The organism is Gilvibacter sp., assembly GCF_965601605.1.
Lineage (GTDB): Bacteria > Bacteroidota > Bacteroidia > Flavobacteriales > Flavobacteriaceae > Gilvibacter.
Genome location: NZ_CBFCWJ010000017.1, coordinates 99762 through 115452 on the forward strand (window position 1 = coordinate 99762; position 15691 = coordinate 115452).

Below are 15691 nucleotides of genomic sequence, written 5' to 3' on the forward strand. Positions count from 1 at the left end.
TACGCAACATTGCAGGTAGTCTGTTAAAATGGAATTTCCTTTCAGCATGCATTGGCTGGCAGCAGTTTATGGAGTATCTTTGCACGAGCAAAATAAAGCGGAATGCAATCGGTTTTGGAGCCACAAGAAGTTACCATACAAAAAACATCGCTCTTGCGCGATTTTGCCGAGATCACCAAGGTGAGGCTCTCGGTTTCTGTGGTGTTTTCATCCATAGCGGGTTATTTATTGGGAGCACCCACTATCGATTTCAAGGTGCTATTGATGCTCGCTTTAGGAGGCTATTTCATGGTTGGAGCTTCTAATGCTTACAACCAGATCATTGAGCGCGATCTTGACACTTTAATGGATCGTACCAAAAACAGGCCTATTCCCGCTGGCCGCATGAGCGTTCAAACCGCTTTTATCATTGCCACTTTATTCACAATTTTGGGAATCGGGACGCTTTATGTGATCAACCCTAAAACTGCTCTTTTTGGCGCTATCTCTATCTTTATGTATGTGAGTTTGTATACGCCATTAAAGACCAAAACGCCACTTTCCGTATTTGTCGGTGCCTTCCCAGGAGCTATTCCATTCATGTTGGGCTGGGTTGCCGCTACAAACGAGTTCGGGATTGAGGCCGGGACATTATTTATGATCCAATTCTTTTGGCAGTTCCCACACTTTTGGGCCATAGGTTGGTTCCTCTATGAAGATTATAAAAAAGGCGGATTCAATATGCTGCCAAACGGAAAACGCGATAAAGGAACTGCAACGCAAGTGGTGTTATACACCTTATGGACTGTACTTTGTTCTCTAATTCCCGCTTTGGGAATCACGGGAATGTTTAAAGTAAGTCTGTTAGCTGCAGTGATCATTGGTTTATTGGGTGTGTGGTTCTTGATCGCCGCCGTAAAACTATATCGCAAAAAAGACGCCAAGACCGCCAAGCGATTAATGCTCACCAGTGTGAGTTATATCACCTTATTACAGATTATTTACGTAGTTGATAAATTCCTTAGTGTATGACGGAAGTAGAACAGTATGAATTGGATAAGGCCAGACGCGCAAAGCGCATGATGCTCTGGTTTGGGATCATCAGCTTATTGATGAGTTTTGCGGCTTTTACATCAGCCTTTATTGTAAGTAGTGAACGCGACGATTGGATTGCGGACTTTCAAATGCCGAATGCCTTCTTTTTAAGTACTCCAGTGATCATTTTGAGTAGTATAACCATGTGGCTCGCCGTGCGAAACATTCGCGAGGAGAAGCGCAGTCAAGGTATGTTGTTCTTAGTAAGCACTTTTATCCTTGGAGTGGTCTTTGCCAGCCTGCAGTATTACGGCTTTAGACAGATCACCTATGATCTGGGCTACTATTTCACAGGAGAATCGAGCAACATTACCTACACCTATATCTTTTTGATCGCCTTTGTGCACTTATTGCACATTTTTGCGGCCTTAATAGCCTTGGGAGTAGTGATTTATAAGCATTCTAAACAGCGATATAATAAAGACAATATGCTAGGGGTAGAATTGGCAGGTACTTTCTGGCATTTCGTAGACCTTTTATGGATCTATTTGTTTTGCTTTTTATATTTCGTTAGATAAGAAAATTGATTATTTTTGCCTCAATCATAACGTCAACTTCTTTATATGGAAACAACTGTTGTTGAAACAGGTACTGAAGGGAAAGTCTGGGGTGGTGGTAACCGACCATTAAAAGCCAGTTATGGGAAAATGATGATGTGGTTCTTCATCGTTTCTGATGCCCTTACTTTCTCCGGATTTTTGGCCTCTTACGGCTTCTCACGATTCAAATTCATCGATTCTTGGCCAATCGCAGATGAAGTGTTTACCCACGTTCCTTTTGTACACGGAAACTTCCCGATGTACTACGTGGCCTTCATGACGTTTATTCTGATCTTTTCTTCGGTAACCATGGTATTGGCGGTTGACGCTGGTCACCAAATGAAGAAGAACAAGGTTATTCTTTATATGTTTTTAACCATTATTGGTGGTTTGATCTTCGTTGGTTCTCAGGCCTGGGAATGGAAAACGTTTATCAAAGGAGACTACGGAGCTGTTGAAACTAACGGAGGGCGTATCCTTCAATTCGTGGATACGGATGGCAACCGTGTTGCTCTTGCAGATATTGCAGGTGAGTCTACACAACGTGAAGCACACACACGCAACAATGGAATTTGGTATGAGACTGACGAGGAAACCTTATCTACTTACACTCTAGACGATATTAAAGCTGGATTCGCAGCAAACGATAATTTGCTAATTAGAACGCAATACCTCACAGAAGACGGGGAAAAGACTGTTTTGAGCCGCGAGGAATCTATTGCCAAACTAAACAAAGACGGAAAGCTCATCGTAGAAGGAGCTAACCTGATACGCAACGAGTACGGATCACCGCTCTTCGCTGATTTCTTCTTCTTTATTACTGGTTTCCACGGATTCCACGTATTCTCAGGAGTAGTGATCAACATCATCATCTTCTTCAACGTGATTATCGGAACTTACGAGCGCCGAGGCCACTATGAAATGGTTGAGAAAGTAGGTCTTTACTGGCACTTTGTAGATTTAGTTTGGGTATTTGTATTTACCTTCTTCTATCTGGTATAAATTCGATTATAAAGCATTATGGGACACGAGCATAAATTAGAGATATTCAGAGGACTTCTTAAATTCAAGTCCAACGTTTCCAAGATCTGGGGTGTATTCATTGTACTTTCTATTGTTACAATAATCGAAGTTGCCTTGGGTATCTATAAACCGGCCTTCTTGGTAGAAGGACGCTTTTTAGCCATGAAGTATCTAAACTGGATCTTCATCATTTTGACACTATTTAAAGCATACTATATTACTTGGGACTTCATGCACATGCGTGACGAGACCAAAGGTTTGAGACGTGCGGTTGTATGGACTGCTGTATTCTTGATCTGTTATCTGGTTTTGATCGTACTTCTTGAAGGAGACTACATCTATGAGGTCTACAAGAATAACCACATCAAATTCAACTTTTAACAGTTGAATTAACGACTCTGAGCCTCGCTTTTAGCGGGGCTTTTTTGTATTTTTGTATTTCGAAAGTGCTTTAGACTTTTAATCATAGGTTAAGCCCGTTTTTTTGCACTCGCTCCTTGTCTATACATCGCTACGTAGCCCTGCTATGCAGTTCAAAAAGAAGCAATCATCGAGCGCTGATAAATCGCGTTTACCTCACTACCTAAAAAGGTCTTAATCACTTCTTTATTTTGCTGGATATGAAGAAGTTTTTTGTTTTAGGATTTTTGTTCATTTTACCGCTAGTTGCCTACATGTTTTTTGCAGCTGCGGATCACAACTTCTCCATGCTTCCCACCTTGGGAGAGCCTGTTTCAGAATTGCCGGAAGGCACGAAAAGTCTGCGTGGAGATTCCATCGTTTTTGATAGTAATATTACCATCATGGGATTTTTAGGCAAAGATGCCAAGAGTCGTTACGGGCATGTGTTCAATCTGGCCCACAAGATCTACACGCCATACTCGGAATTCTACGACCTCCAATTTGTCTGGTTGATCCCGGAAGGAGCAGAAGGCACCATTCCAGATCTGGAAGAAAAGCTCAGCAAGATCAAGGAAACAGAAAAGTGGCAGTTTGTGGTCTTATCAGATCAGCAGATTCGCAAGCTCAAAGCAGAGCTCGGCTCTCCGTATAAGTTAGATGATGATCTTGGCTCAGACTACGTTTATATTCTGGATAAGGATAAGCGCTTGCGTGGAAGAGATGATGATGAAGACGTGGGTACGCTATACGGATACAATGCCAGTAATGTAGCAGAACTTGATGACAAGATGGATGACGACATCCAAGTGATCTTGGCAGAGTACCGCAGAGCCCTTAAAAAGAACGACAAATACAAGCGCAAGCAGCTATAAGCTATGAATAAATCCTACTCCTATATAGGAATCTCTTTCATTATTCTCATCTTCGGAATTTGGGCTGTGCCTAAAATTGTCGGGAGTGTGAATCAACAAGAACTCGCAACTATTGGTCCTGTGCCCGCCTTTGAGTTTACCAACCAACGCGGAGAGACCATTACCAATGCCAACTACGAAGGCAAGGTTTATGTGGTTGATTTTTTCTTTACGACTTGTCCCACGATTTGTCCTGTAATGAGCCGAAATATGGTGAAGCTTCAGGATGAGTTTTTTGGCAACCCGAGTTTTGGGGTTGCGTCCTTTAGTATAGACCCAACCTACGATACCCCGGAAGTATTACAAACCTATGCCGAGAACTATGGAATTACCAATCCCAATTGGCATTTAATGACTGGTGACAAATTAGCCATCCACAAATTGGCCAATAACGGTTTTAATCTCTATGTCAATGAAGACGATACTGCCGCGGGTGGCTTTGAGCACTCCGGCTTTTTTGCGCTTATTGATCAAGACGGGAATATCCGCTCTCGTATTGATGAATACGGCAACCCAATTGTATATTATAACGGAACGGACTTGGAGCAAATTCAATTGCTCAAAGACGACATCAAACAACTATTAGACCAATGAGCACCTCCCCAAACTCAGAACTGAAGTATAAAAAATTAATCTGGGCACTTTCAATTGCCATTCCTTTGGCCGTTGCTGTGCTCTTCGGGATTAGAATTCCAGGAGTGGAACGTCTTGGATTCTTGCCTCCGATCTACGCAGGAATAAACGGCATCACTGCGGTAGTACTTATCCTGGCGGTAATCCAAATTAAAAACGGTAACCGAAAGGCACATGAGGCCCTCATGAAGACTGCAATAGCTTTGTCTGCGCTCTTTTTAGTGATGTACGTGGCCTATCACATGACCTCAGACAGTGCAGAATACGGTGGGGAAGGTGTGATTCGATACGTCTACTACTTTATCCTAATTAGTCATATCACACTATCTATTGGTATTATTCCTTTAGTGCTATTCACCTATGTGCGCGCCTTGTCAGAGCAGTTTGACAAACACCGCAAATTGGCCAAGATCACTTTCCCAATCTGGTTGTACGTAGCGGTTACTGGTGTTATTGTTTATTTTATGATCTCTCCTTATTATCCAGCCTAATGCGAAAGTTGATCCTTTTATTGGTAGTGTTCCTTCTTTATTCTGCGGATGTAGATGCGCAGTGCGCCATGTGTCGTGCCGTATTGGAAAGTGAGGAAACCCAAAGCGCAGCCCGTGGGATCAATAACGGAATCGTTTACCTAATGGCCATACCTTATATATTAATGGGTGGACTGGGTTATGTGATCTATCGCAGCCGAAGAAAAAGACAAGAGGCTAAAAATTAACAAGACCTTAATATTCTCCCCTGTAACAAAACTCTTATTTAGCGGTCTATTTACCAAGACCGTCAAGTAACCAACAACAAGGCGGCTTCATTAATCAACACCATAAGGTGCATTGCTATGATAGCCATCAATGATCTGCATAAGTCCTATCACATGGGGAGTAATTCCTTGCATGTGCTTAAAGGCATTAATTTCGAAGCGAAAGAAGGCGAGATGATCGCCATAATGGGTTCCTCAGGTTCTGGAAAGTCTACTTTCTTGAACATTTTGGGTATGCTCGATGAGGCCGATTTGGGCTCCTATCATTTAGACAATGTACCCATCAGAAACCTCAATGAAAAAGTTGCTGCGCGCTATCGCAACCAATTCCTCGGATTCATTTTTCAAAGTTTTAATCTGATCACCTACAAAAGTGCTTTAGACAATGTTTCTATGCCTTTGTATTATCAAGGAGTAAAGCGTTCTGTGCGCACAGAAAAGGCCATGCACTACTTGGAAAAGGTAGGTTTGGCTGATTGGGCGACTCACCTGCCTAGTGAGCTCAGTGGTGGGCAAAAGCAACGTGTGGCCATTGCCAGAGCCTTGGCTAGTGACCCGAAAGTTCTTCTAGCCGATGAGCCTACAGGAGCTTTGGATACCAAGACTTCCTATGAAGTAATGGAACTCATTCAAGGAATTAATGATGAAGGCAAGACGATATTGGTAGTTACTCACGAGGATGATATCGCCCATATGTGTAAGCGCATTGTGCATCTAAAGGATGGCAAGATTCTCGATGATAAAGTTGTAGAACAGGTACGCGCCAAAAATCCAGCTCATGTTTAATCTAGAACGCTGGGAAGAAATATTTGAAACCATTCGCAAGAATAAATTGCGAACCTTCCTCACGGGGCTTTCAGTAGCCTCAGGGATCTTTATTTTGGTAATCCTGCTCGGATTCAATTCTGGGATTTCCAATGGAGTCCGCGAAGCTTTTGAAGAAGATGCTACCAACCGTATCTCCATATGGACAGGTGTAACTTCCAAAGAGCACAAAGGCCTTAACCCTGGGCGTTATGTGCAATTGCGCAATGAAGATTATCAAAGTCTCAATCAGAAATACGAAGAACAGATAGAATACCGCACTTCCTTGTACTCCCTTTGGGGCGGGCAAGTGACCTACGGTAAAGAATCAGGAAACTACCGCATTGAAGGATCAGATCCAGATCAGCAGTTCATTGAAAATGAAACCATGGTCAACGGGAGATTCATCAACAAAAGTGACTTGGATCAAGTAGCCAAGATCGCCGTGATCGGGAATCAGATCCAACTCGACCTCTTTAAAGGAGAAGATGCTGTTGGAAAGCAGATCAAGATCTTTGGGATCAACTTTTTGGTAGTAGGAGTCTTTTCAGATCCAGGAGGAAGCCGTGAAGAAAACCGCGTGTTTATTCCAGTGACTACCGCACAAGGTGTTTTCAATGCTGGAGACCGTTTGCGTTCCATTGCCTATACCGTAAAGATGTCAGAGAACTTTGACGAAGCCGTGGCGCTTTCAACAGCCATGGCAGAAAGCTTAGAATCTGACCTAAAGGCAAGACACACGGTAGCGCCAGACGACCGTAGCGCCGTTCGCGTATTCAACACTTTAGAAGAAGCCAAAAAGATCTACGGTCTTATTGATACTATTAGAGCCGTATTCTGGTTCATCGGAATTGGAACTATCATTGCTGGAGTAGTGGGAGTGAGCAATATTATGCTCATTGTAGTTAAGGAACGCACTAAAGAAATTGGTATTCGTAAAGCCATTGGAGCTTTGCCTGGATCCATTATTGGAATGATCATGCAAGAAGCGATCTTTATTACTGCTATCGCTGGATTTATCGGTTTGTTTGCCGGAGTTGGCCTTTTAGAATTGGTTGCTCCTTATGCGGAGACCGACTTTATCAAATCCCCACAAGTAGATTTCAATACCTCGATCACTACTGTTTTTGTATTGATCGCTGCAGGTGCCTTAGCTGGATTCATTCCGGCCAGACGCGCTGCCAATATCAAACCCATAGAAGCCTTAAGAGACGAATAAGATGTTTAACAGAGATCGTTGGAACGAAATATTAGAGGCTTTAAACGCCAATAGATTCAGAACCTTCCTGACTGCCTTTGGAGTGTTTTGGGGGATCTTCATCTTAGTACTGTTGCTCGCACTGACCAACGGACTTAAGAATGGGGGTGCAAGCAGACTTTGGAAACTTTGCGACCAATTCCATTTTTATGTGGTCTCAAGGAACTTCTATGCCTTATAAAGGATTGCCTAAGGGTAGATTCTTCAACTTTAAGTTGAGTGATGTTCAAGCCCTGAAAGACAATATCCCAGAACTTAAATATGTCTCTCCGCGCAACCAATTGGGTGGTTTTAGAGGATCCAACAATGTAACGCGCAATGAAAAGACAGGTGCTTTTGATATCTACGGAGACTATCCGGAGTTTATCAACCAACAGCCTTTGGATATCATGGAAGGGCGTTTTCTGAGCTATTCAGACATTGAAACTAAGCGTAAAATCGCGGTAATTGGTCAAGATGTGATCCGCTCCCTATACGATAAAGGCGAGGAAGTCATTGGAAGCTATATCAAAATCAACGGCATTAACTTCTTGGTGGTGGGAACCTTTAAAAATGCGAATTCGCAAGGAGATAACGAACAAGAGGCTAATACTATCTATGTGCCATTTACCACTTTCTCACAAGCCTTTAACAGAGCGGATAATGTGGGTTGGATGGCCATCACCGCTCATGATGATGTAAGCATCACCAGCGTCAAGCCACGTATTATGACCATGATGCGTGAACTCAGAACGGTACACCCAGAGGACAAGCGTGCAATCGGGCATTTTGACTTGGCGGAAGAGTTCGCCAAGATCACAGGCTTGTTCGGCATCCTAACTGTAGTAGGCTATTTTGTTGGCGCTTTAGTGTTGCTTTCCGGAGTTATTGGGATCAGTAACATTATGCTCATCGTAGTAAAAGAACGTACCAAAGAAATTGGTGTGAGACGTGCTCTAGGAGCTTCTCCTTGGAACATTCGTTCTCAGGTACTTCAGGAATCCTTAGTACTGACTATCATCTCCGGAATGGTTGGTATTTCCTTTGCCTCGGAATCATTTGGATCATGAATACCGTTTTAGACAACGTAGGTCCTGTAGAAAACTTTGCCAACCCTAGTGTGGGGATCGGCGTAATTATAATCGCGTTGAGCATTTTGATCATTTCTGGACTCTTAGCCGGATTGATCCCAGCTACGCGCGCCACTCAAATGAAACCAGTAGATGCTTTGCGCATTGAATAACCGTAATACCAAGACAATAATTCAAAAATCATGAAACGAAAAGGAACCATCGTAGTACTCAGTCTGATATTGGTCGGATTTATATTCGGGATCCGCTATATCTATTTAAAGGATAAAGAGGATCCGGTAGTATATCAAACCGAACAAGCCACTACATCGAGTATCGTAAAGAAAACTGTGGCCACAGGGAGTATTGTTCCCAAAGAAGAAGTACTTATCAAACCAAATATCTCTGGAATCATTGATGAGATCTTTGTAGAAGCTGGAGACTTTGTTGCCGCTGGAGACCTAATCGCCAAGGTAAAAGTTGTTCCTAACGTTTCTGCATTAAACTCGGCTCAAAACAGTATTCGCTCGGCGCAAACTCAATTAGATGCTGCGCGATTGGCCTTTGAGAACCAAAAGAACATCTACGATCGTCAAAAAAGTCTTTTTGACAAAGGGGTGATCTCTGCAAACGAGTTTGACAATGCGCAAATTACCTACAACCAAGCAGAACAGCGTTACCGCGCTGAACAAGTGAACGTAAATGCAGCCCGTCAGAATTTTGACATCATCAAAACCGGTACAACCGCTGGTTTAGGTACGGCAGCCAACACAGAGATCCGCGCGACGGTTTCTGGGATGGTATTGGACGTTCCTGTCAAAACAGGAAACCAAGTAATTGAAGCCAACAACTTCAACGACGGTACCACTATTGCTACCCTCGCCGATGTAGAGAAAATGATCTTTGAAGGAAAGGTAGACGAAAGTGAAGTTGGAAAGATTAAAGAAGACCTTCCGTTGGAGATCACCGTGGGAGCCATTGAGAACGCTACTTTTGATGCAGTATTGGATTATATCGCGCCTAAAGGAGTTGCAGAAAATGGAGCAATTCAGTTTGAAATCAAAGGTACTTTAGCTAAGATTGACTCTACCTTTATTAGAGCAGGCTTAAGTGCCAATGCCTCTATTATTCTTGCCCGCGCAGATAGCGTTATGGCAGTTAAAGAAGCTCTGGTTCAATACGACCCTAAGACCCAACTTCCTTTTGTTGAGGTTGAGGTAGGAGATCAGCAATTTGAGCGTAGAGACCTGGAATTGGGCGTTAGTGATGGCATCCAAGTAGAGGTAAAATCTGGAATTACAAAAGAAGATAAAATCAAAGTTTGGAATCAACTCAAGCCGGTTGCTCAATTTGGCGGCCGCTAATTTCGTTACCTTTGTGTAACACATTTGACTATCCATAGACTTATTCAACAATTAACACTGATTATGAAGCAGATTGTTGTCCTTTTCCTTTCGCTTTTTATAAGCACTTTGGCCTTTGGTCAGAAAAAATGGACGTTAAAAGAATGTGTAACCTATGCTTTGGAAAACAACATTTCCATCAAGCAAAGTATGCTCGATATTGAGAATGCGGCAATTGATAAAGTTGACGCTTTTGGAAACTATTTACCGACTTTAAACGGTAGTGCATCCAACTTCTGGAACACAGGTCTTTCTCAAAATATTACTACGGGGATCTTGGAGACCCAAACTTCGCGAAACTTCTCTTTGGGAGTTAACGCCGGAGTTCGTGTGTTTGCCGGTTTGCAAAACCTGCGCACCATGCAACGCGCTAAGATCGCGAAGCTTGCAGCCGATTACGGACTGTCTCGAATGAAAGATGACATTTCCTTATTGGTTGCCAATAGCTATTTGCAGATTCTATTGAACAAAGCAAACGTAAACGCTTTGAAAGCTCAGAATCTAGTAACGCAACAATCCATTGCACAAACGCAAGAATTGGTAGACGGAGGTATTCTTCCTAAAGGAGACCTTTTGGAGATTCAGGCCACCAATGCAACAGAATTGCAAAATATTGTAGTTGCGGAGAACGCGGTAAAGATTTCTTTAATCAGTTTAGCGCAGCTATTACTTTTAGATGATTATGCCAGCTTTGATATTGAAGATGAAGGTTATAACCTTGTTGATGAAGGCATCATTGAAAAAACCGCTTCTGAAATCTTCCAGGCAGCTACGGAGAATCGTAGTGAGGTGAAGATCGCTCAGGCCAATGTAGATCTAGCACAAAAAGATCTACAGATTGCTAGAAGTAACTATTATCCAACGATCAACGCTTTCTTTAACTACAACACTCGTGAGTCTGACCTATCTCAGTTCTCTCGTGTGGTAGATCCAAACGATCCTACCAGCGTGCAAGAAATCGGATTTGTAAATGAGACCGGGCAAACCGTATCTGCAATTGTTCCAAACACAATTCTGCAGGAATTACCGCCGCGTTCCTTTATAGATCAATTGTACTTAAATGATGGTATTTCATATGGTTTACAAATGAATGTACCTATCTTTAACGGCTTTTCTACGCGTAACAACGTAAAGCGCCGTAAAGTGAACTTAAAGCGTCAAGAGTTCTTGTTAGAGCAAGCGAAACTCGACCTAGAGTCTAATGTATATCAGGCTTATGTTGATGCAGAGGGTTCTAAAAAAGCATATGAAGCAGCAATCGTTGCTTTGGAATCGCAGGAATTGGCGTATCAATACGCTAAGGATCGCTACGATGTTGGTATTACCAATGCGTTTGACTTTAGTCAATCCAAGTTGCGTTATGACAACGCCCAGATTGAGGTCAACCGTTCTAAATACGATTATATTTTTAGGCTGAAGGTTCTGGAACTTTACTTCGGAATCCCAGCTACAGAGCTAAAATTCTAAACCATGAGTAAAAGAACACTAATCATCATTGTTGCCGTTTTAGTCCTTGGACTAATCGCTTTGATAATGCTACGCAAATCAGGTACCATTGGTGGTGATGGCGATTACCGCAAGGTAGAACTCACTGAAATTGAACCTATTGACATCGTAGAAACGGTGGCAGCCACTGGAAAGATCCAGCCGGAGGTAGAGGTAATGATCTCTTCTGAAGTATCTGGTGAGATCATCGAGCTTTTGGTGAAAGAAGGTCAACAAGTCAATAAAGGTGATTTGTTGCTTCGCATCAATCCAGACTTGATTCAGGCGGCTTTGAACCAAACTCAAGCGAGTTTGCAGAGTGTTCGTGCCAATTTAGCACAGGCAGAAGCGAGCCTGAAAAATGCTGAGTTGAACTATAACAGAAATAAATCACTTTTTGAAAAAGGAGTGATCTCTAAGCAAGATTGGGACCGTTCCGTACAGGAATATGAAGTGGCTCAAGCCAACAAACAATCTGCTTTTTATAATGTACAAAGTGCTGCGGCCTCTGTAAAACAGAGTCGTGATAACTTGGGCAGAACCACTATTTACGCGCCTATGGACGGTACCATTTCTAAATTGGACGCTGAACTGGGAGAGCGCGTAGTAGGTACCGCTCAAATGGCAGGTACGGAGATTTTGCGTGTGGCAGATCTTTCTAATATGGAAGTTGAGGTAGATGTGAATGAGAACGATATTGTAAAAGTATCTCTTGGAGATTCTACTATAGTTGAGGTAGATGCTTATTTAAAGCGCGAATTCAAGGGGATCGTTACAGAGATCGCCAACTCTGCAGAAAGTACTTTGACTGCAGATCAGGTGACTAATTTTAAAGTTAAGGTGCGTATCCTTCCGAGTTCTTATCAAGATCTCCTAGAAGGCAAGCCTGAGTTCTTTTCACCTTTCCGTCCTGGGATGACCGCCACAGTTGATATCATTACCAACAAGCGTGAAAAGGCTATTGGTGTGCCGATCAGTGCTATTGTGGTAAAGACGGATACTACCTGTACTCGTGGTCCAGTAGCGCGTACTACGCAGTCTGGAGACCAAGAGAAGTTTGAAACCGTTTACGTCAAATCTGGTGAAGAAGCCAAATTGCGTGTGGTAGAAACTGGAATTCAAGATGATTCTAACATTGAGATCATTTCTGGACTACAAGAAGGTGACGTAGTAGTAACTGGTCCGTATAATACAGTAACTAAATTGCTCAAATGTGGTGATGCGATCAAAGAAGAATCAGATTTCTCCGCAGAACCAGATAGCGAAGAATAAAATACTATGGCAGTAATACTGGCATTAGAAACAGCCACCACGAATTGTTCGGTGGCTGTTGTCGATTCCAAGGGTGAGGTATTGGTCAAAGAAGACTATGGCTCCAAGTATTCTCACGGCGAGAAATTACACGTTTATATTGATGAGGTCCTCAAAGAAGCGGGTCTTACTCAAAAAGACTTGGATGCCGTTGCCGTGAGTGCTGGTCCAGGTTCGTACACAGGCCTCAGAGTCGGAGTATCCGCTGCAAAAGGCTTGTGCTTTGCCTTAGACATTCCTTTGATTACAATTGGAACCTTAGATAGTTTGGTGCGACAGTTAAGTGCAGATCAAGGGCATTTGATCCCCATGTTGGACGCGCGCCGTATGGAAGCTTATACAGCCGTTTATGACCATAGCTATCAAGAGTTGGTTCCCGTGCAACCACAAATCTTAGATGCTGAAAGTTTTTCTGATTATTTGAGTCAAGGCCCAGTAACTTTCATAGGCACCGCCAATGAGAAATTCTCAGAAATTTGCACTCATGAAAACGCACGATTTGTCAATGGAAAGCTGCCTTCTGCCAAGGAGTTGATTGCTTTAGCCCAAGCCAAATATGAAGCAGGTGATTTTGCCGATTTGGCCTACTTTGAACCAGACTATCTCAAAGCCTTCCAGCCGGGTTAGTAGCCCATGAGCGGTAGGGCTTCCTCCGCAGTTCTTACCGGTAACTTACAGGTATTGTTTACACAGACGTAAACAAATGTCTCGCCCTCAATAAAACGATTTTTCAAAAGAGGAGCATCACTGCTGCTACTGCTTGCTGCAATCATTTTGTTGGGGATATAGGTTTTATTGATCTCTGCTAAGACAGCTTCTGCCTCTGGGCCAACCACTACGAGTTCATAAAATTCATTTTGAAAGTTGCGTCCCAATTGCAACCAATTACTAAAACTACTTGGATAAGCCGATACTTCTGGCAGCACATTGTGCAACATCGTTTGAGCGTCTTTGATCCAATCGGATTGGTCAAAGTAATGTCCCAATCTCAAAAGATTATGCGCCATAATAGAATTGGAAGCAGGGATCACATTATCTCGATACTCGATGCTTCTGCTCACCAGCTGAGCGTCTTCATCAGAAGTAAAATAAAACAAGCGGGAATCCGTATACCCAAAATGCGTTTGGGCATACTCCATAAGTTGTTTTGAAAGATCCAACCACTGCTGATCAAAAGTGGTCTCATACATCGCAATAAATCCGTCAATTACCGCTGCGTAATCTTCTAAATAACCGTTAATGGTACTCTTGCCGTCTTTATAGCTGTGCCAAAGACCGCCATCTGCTTTCACTTGTTGGTCTTTGATGAAGTTTGCATTTTTAGTTGCAGCGGCTAAAAAGTTAGGTTCTCTAAAAACTCGATAGGCATCTAGATAACCTTTGAGCATGAGCCCATTCCAAGAGGTGAGGCTCTTATCATCCAAACCGGGTCTTGGACGCGTATCTCTATAGACTCCTAGTTTTTCTTTCCAAAGGGATTTCAGGCCATTGAGTTCTGCTTGACTCAAGTTGTTAGCTGCTGTGAATTCTTCATCTGTTTCCTGTCGAATCAATACGTAAGAGCCTTCTTCTTCCCATTTGCCGTAATCGTTAATGTTGTAATAGGATTTAAACAGTTCAGGACGATCCGTTATCAGCGAATCAATCTCCGCCTCAGTATAGACATAATAGGCGCCTTCTTCTAATTCACCGTCTGGACTCTTGCTGTCTGCATCTAAAGAAGAATAAAACGCTCCTGATTCATGGGTCATTTCATCATTAATATAGTTCAAGGTCTCATAGACGATCTCTTTGTAAAGTGGATTCGGATCCACCAAATAAGCGTCACTATACAGGCTCACCAATTGCCCATTGTCATAGAGCATTTTCTCAAAATGCGGAATGTGCCAGCGCATGTCTGTAGAATAACGGGCAAAACCACCTCCGACCTGATCATAAACACCACCAAAGGCCATTTTCTTAAGCGTGAGCTTTACAAACTCTAGAAGATCCTGGTCTTCAGTTTCCACAGCATAACGCAAGAAGAAATGATAGTTGTTTGGCATCATGAATTTGGGCGCTTGAGCGATTCCTCCATCCTTCTCATCAAAACGACTGCTCCAGGCGGTAACAATACTGTCTGTCTTGAGGGCAGAAAAATCTACCTCATCCCGATTGATCTGGACCAGATCCAAGGATTTTATACCTGCTTCCAATCGCGCGGCATAATCCACCAAGCGTTCGGGACTGTCTTCATACAAAGTTTGAATCTGCGATAAGGCACGCTTCCATTCTTCCTTGGCCACATAGGTCTCTGCCCAAACAGGGCGACCATCAGGTAAGGCAATAACATTCAGTGGCCAACCTCCGCGACCTTTCATCAGCTGGATGGCATTCATATAGATCTGATCTACATCGGGACGTTCTTCGCGATCTACTTTAATGTTGATGAAGTTCGCGTTCATAACTGCAGCTACAGCAGTATCTTCAAAAGACTCGCGTTCCATCACATGACACCAATGACAAGCGGCATATCCCACACTAATAAGCATGAGTTTGTTCTCTCGTTTGGCCTTAGCTAAGGTAGAATCGTTCCAGGCATACCAGTCCACTGGGTTGTGAGCGTGTTGCAACAAATAAGGGCTGGTCTCATGGATCAGCGAATTGGTGTAAGCGTAGTCTTCCACAGCGTTAGGATTTGAATTGCAGGCGAGGAGTAATAAACCGGCAAGGATCGACAAGAGAAATGACTTGTACATGGGTAGAATTAAAATGCGCCATACCCGTGAGGATATGGCGCATAAATTTAGCGAATTTCAAAGTCTATTTGACCTCGAAAGTGATTTTAACATTCACACGGAATTCAGTAACCTCATCTCCGTCTACAATTGCACTCTGCTCTTGGACATATACCGAACGAATGTTTTTTACACTTTTACCCGCTTGCTTTACCGCGTTCTTAGTTGCATCTTCCCAACTCTCGTTAGAATTAGATAAAACCTCGATTACTTTTAAAACTGCCATAACTCTTTTGTTTAGTATTACAGTACCAAAGTAGTGTTA

General features: G+C 42.9%; 16 protein-coding genes and 1 pseudogene. 15 read left to right on the forward strand and 2 right to left on the reverse strand.

Annotation, left to right across the window (positions count from 1 at the left end):
• Positions 1-102 precede the first annotated feature (102 nt).
• The 15 genes and pseudogenes from cyoE to tsaB all read left to right on the forward strand — a co-directional run bounded on the left by cyoE (position 103) and on the right by tsaB (position 13276).
• A complete protein-coding gene (cyoE, locus tag ACSLP7_RS04625; protein ID WP_435578233.1) occupies positions 103-1011 on the forward strand; it encodes a heme o synthase in 909 nt (302 codons plus the stop codon).
• Positions 1008-1592 carry a cytochrome c oxidase subunit 3 gene (locus ACSLP7_RS04630; protein ID WP_291185217.1) on the forward strand — a complete coding sequence of 195 codons (585 nt, stop codon included), beginning with the start codon at positions 1008-1010 and terminating at the stop codon, positions 1590-1592. Before cyoE ends, ACSLP7_RS04630 begins: the two co-directional genes overlap by 4 nt.
• Before the next feature lie 45 nt (positions 1593-1637).
• The gene (locus ACSLP7_RS04635) at positions 1638-2615 is read left to right on the forward strand and encodes a cytochrome c oxidase subunit 3 (protein ID WP_435578234.1); all 978 of its coding nucleotides are present in this window, start codon (positions 1638-1640) and stop codon (positions 2613-2615) included.
• An 18-nt stretch (positions 2616-2633) separates the two neighbouring features.
• Entirely contained in the window at positions 2634-3017 is a 384-nt protein-coding gene (locus tag ACSLP7_RS04640) for a cytochrome C oxidase subunit IV family protein (protein ID WP_291185222.1), read from the forward strand.
• Between the two features lie 239 nt (positions 3018-3256).
• Positions 3257-3910 (forward strand): hypothetical protein, encoded by a 654-nt coding sequence (locus tag ACSLP7_RS04645; RefSeq protein ID WP_435578235.1) that lies wholly within the window; start codon positions 3257-3259, stop codon positions 3908-3910.
• 3 nt (positions 3911-3913) lie between these two features.
• Entirely contained in the window at positions 3914-4543 is a 630-nt protein-coding gene (locus tag ACSLP7_RS04650) for an SCO family protein (RefSeq protein WP_435578236.1), read from the forward strand.
• The gene (locus ACSLP7_RS04655; protein WP_435578237.1) at positions 4540-5073 is read left to right on the forward strand and encodes a DUF420 domain-containing protein; all 534 of its coding nucleotides are present in this window, start codon (positions 4540-4542) and stop codon (positions 5071-5073) included. The genes ACSLP7_RS04650 and ACSLP7_RS04655 overlap by 4 nt, the downstream gene beginning before the upstream one ends.
• Positions 5073-5300, forward strand: coding sequence for a hypothetical protein (locus ACSLP7_RS04660; protein WP_435578238.1), 228 nt, complete (start codon positions 5073-5075; stop codon positions 5298-5300). Before ACSLP7_RS04655 ends, ACSLP7_RS04660 begins: the two co-directional genes overlap by 1 nt.
• Positions 5301-5417: 117 nt before the next feature.
• On the forward strand, positions 5418-6125 hold the full coding sequence (locus ACSLP7_RS04665) for an ABC transporter ATP-binding protein (protein WP_435578239.1): 708 nt from the start codon (positions 5418-5420) through the stop codon (positions 6123-6125).
• Positions 6118-7362, forward strand: a complete 1245-nt coding sequence (locus tag ACSLP7_RS04670) for an ABC transporter permease (RefSeq protein ID WP_291185261.1) — start codon at positions 6118-6120, stop codon at positions 7360-7362. The genes ACSLP7_RS04665 and ACSLP7_RS04670 overlap by 8 nt, the downstream gene beginning before the upstream one ends.
• Before the next feature lies 1 nt (position 7363).
• A pseudogene (locus ACSLP7_RS04675) lies at positions 7364-8623 on the forward strand (ABC transporter permease).
• Positions 8624-8653: 30 nt separating this feature from the next.
• The gene (locus ACSLP7_RS04680; protein WP_435578240.1) at positions 8654-9814 is read left to right on the forward strand and encodes an efflux RND transporter periplasmic adaptor subunit; all 1161 of its coding nucleotides are present in this window, start codon (positions 8654-8656) and stop codon (positions 9812-9814) included.
• Positions 9815-9877: 63 nt separating this feature from the next.
• Positions 9878-11320, forward strand: coding sequence for a TolC family protein (locus ACSLP7_RS04685; RefSeq protein WP_435578241.1), 1443 nt, complete (start codon positions 9878-9880; stop codon positions 11318-11320).
• A 3-nt stretch (positions 11321-11323) separates the two neighbouring features.
• Positions 11324-12610 carry an efflux RND transporter periplasmic adaptor subunit gene (locus ACSLP7_RS04690; protein ID WP_435578242.1) on the forward strand — a complete coding sequence of 429 codons (1287 nt, stop codon included), beginning with the start codon at positions 11324-11326 and terminating at the stop codon, positions 12608-12610.
• Between the two features lie 6 nt (positions 12611-12616).
• Positions 12617-13276 (forward strand): tRNA (adenosine(37)-N6)-threonylcarbamoyltransferase complex dimerization subunit type 1 TsaB, encoded by a 660-nt coding sequence (gene tsaB / locus ACSLP7_RS04695; RefSeq protein ID WP_435578243.1) that lies wholly within the window; start codon positions 12617-12619, stop codon positions 13274-13276.
• Here tsaB and ACSLP7_RS04700 read toward each other — a convergent pair.
• Together ACSLP7_RS04700 and ACSLP7_RS04705 are read right to left on the reverse strand one after the other, a co-directional pair.
• Positions 13273-15387 carry a thioredoxin domain-containing protein gene (locus tag ACSLP7_RS04700; protein WP_435578244.1) on the reverse strand — a complete coding sequence of 705 codons (2115 nt, stop codon included), beginning with the start codon at positions 15385-15387 and terminating at the stop codon, positions 13273-13275. The two genes, tsaB and ACSLP7_RS04700, sit on opposite strands and share 4 nt — an antisense overlap.
• Before the next feature lie 64 nt (positions 15388-15451).
• A complete protein-coding gene (locus tag ACSLP7_RS04705) occupies positions 15452-15652 on the reverse strand; it encodes a dodecin family protein (RefSeq protein ID WP_291185282.1) in 201 nt (66 codons plus the stop codon).
• Positions 15653-15691 lie beyond the last annotated feature (39 nt).

Bases quoted from the DNA above. Each gene is read 5' to 3' on its own strand.
- cyoE (WP_435578233.1), top strand. From the start codon at position 103: ATGCAATCGGTTTTGGAGCCACAAGAAGTTACCATACAAAAAACATCG.
- ACSLP7_RS04630 (WP_291185217.1), top strand. From the start codon at position 1,008: ATGACGGAAGTAGAACAGTATGAATTGGATAAGGCCAGACGCGCAAAG.
- ACSLP7_RS04635 (WP_435578234.1), top strand. From the start codon at position 1,638: ATGGAAACAACTGTTGTTGAAACAGGTACTGAAGGGAAAGTCTGGGGT.
- ACSLP7_RS04640 (WP_291185222.1), top strand. From the start codon at position 2,634: ATGGGACACGAGCATAAATTAGAGATATTCAGAGGACTTCTTAAATTC.
- ACSLP7_RS04645 (WP_435578235.1), top strand. From the start codon at position 3,257: ATGAAGAAGTTTTTTGTTTTAGGATTTTTGTTCATTTTACCGCTAGTT.
- ACSLP7_RS04650 (WP_435578236.1), top strand. From the start codon at position 3,914: ATGAATAAATCCTACTCCTATATAGGAATCTCTTTCATTATTCTCATC.
- ACSLP7_RS04655 (WP_435578237.1), top strand. From the start codon at position 4,540: ATGAGCACCTCCCCAAACTCAGAACTGAAGTATAAAAAATTAATCTGG.
- ACSLP7_RS04660 (WP_435578238.1), top strand. From the start codon at position 5,073: ATGCGAAAGTTGATCCTTTTATTGGTAGTGTTCCTTCTTTATTCTGCG.
- ACSLP7_RS04665 (WP_435578239.1), top strand. From the start codon at position 5,418: ATGATAGCCATCAATGATCTGCATAAGTCCTATCACATGGGGAGTAAT.
- ACSLP7_RS04670 (WP_291185261.1), top strand. From the start codon at position 6,118: ATGTTTAATCTAGAACGCTGGGAAGAAATATTTGAAACCATTCGCAAG.
- ACSLP7_RS04680 (WP_435578240.1), top strand. From the start codon at position 8,654: ATGAAACGAAAAGGAACCATCGTAGTACTCAGTCTGATATTGGTCGGA.
- ACSLP7_RS04685 (WP_435578241.1), top strand. From the start codon at position 9,878: ATGAAGCAGATTGTTGTCCTTTTCCTTTCGCTTTTTATAAGCACTTTG.
- ACSLP7_RS04690 (WP_435578242.1), top strand. From the start codon at position 11,324: ATGAGTAAAAGAACACTAATCATCATTGTTGCCGTTTTAGTCCTTGGA.
- tsaB (WP_435578243.1), top strand. From the start codon at position 12,617: ATGGCAGTAATACTGGCATTAGAAACAGCCACCACGAATTGTTCGGTG.
- ACSLP7_RS04700 (WP_435578244.1), bottom strand. From the start codon at position 15,387: ATGTACAAGTCATTTCTCTTGTCGATCCTTGCCGGTTTATTACTCCTC.
- ACSLP7_RS04705 (WP_291185282.1), bottom strand. From the start codon at position 15,652: ATGGCAGTTTTAAAAGTAATCGAGGTTTTATCTAATTCTAACGAGAGT.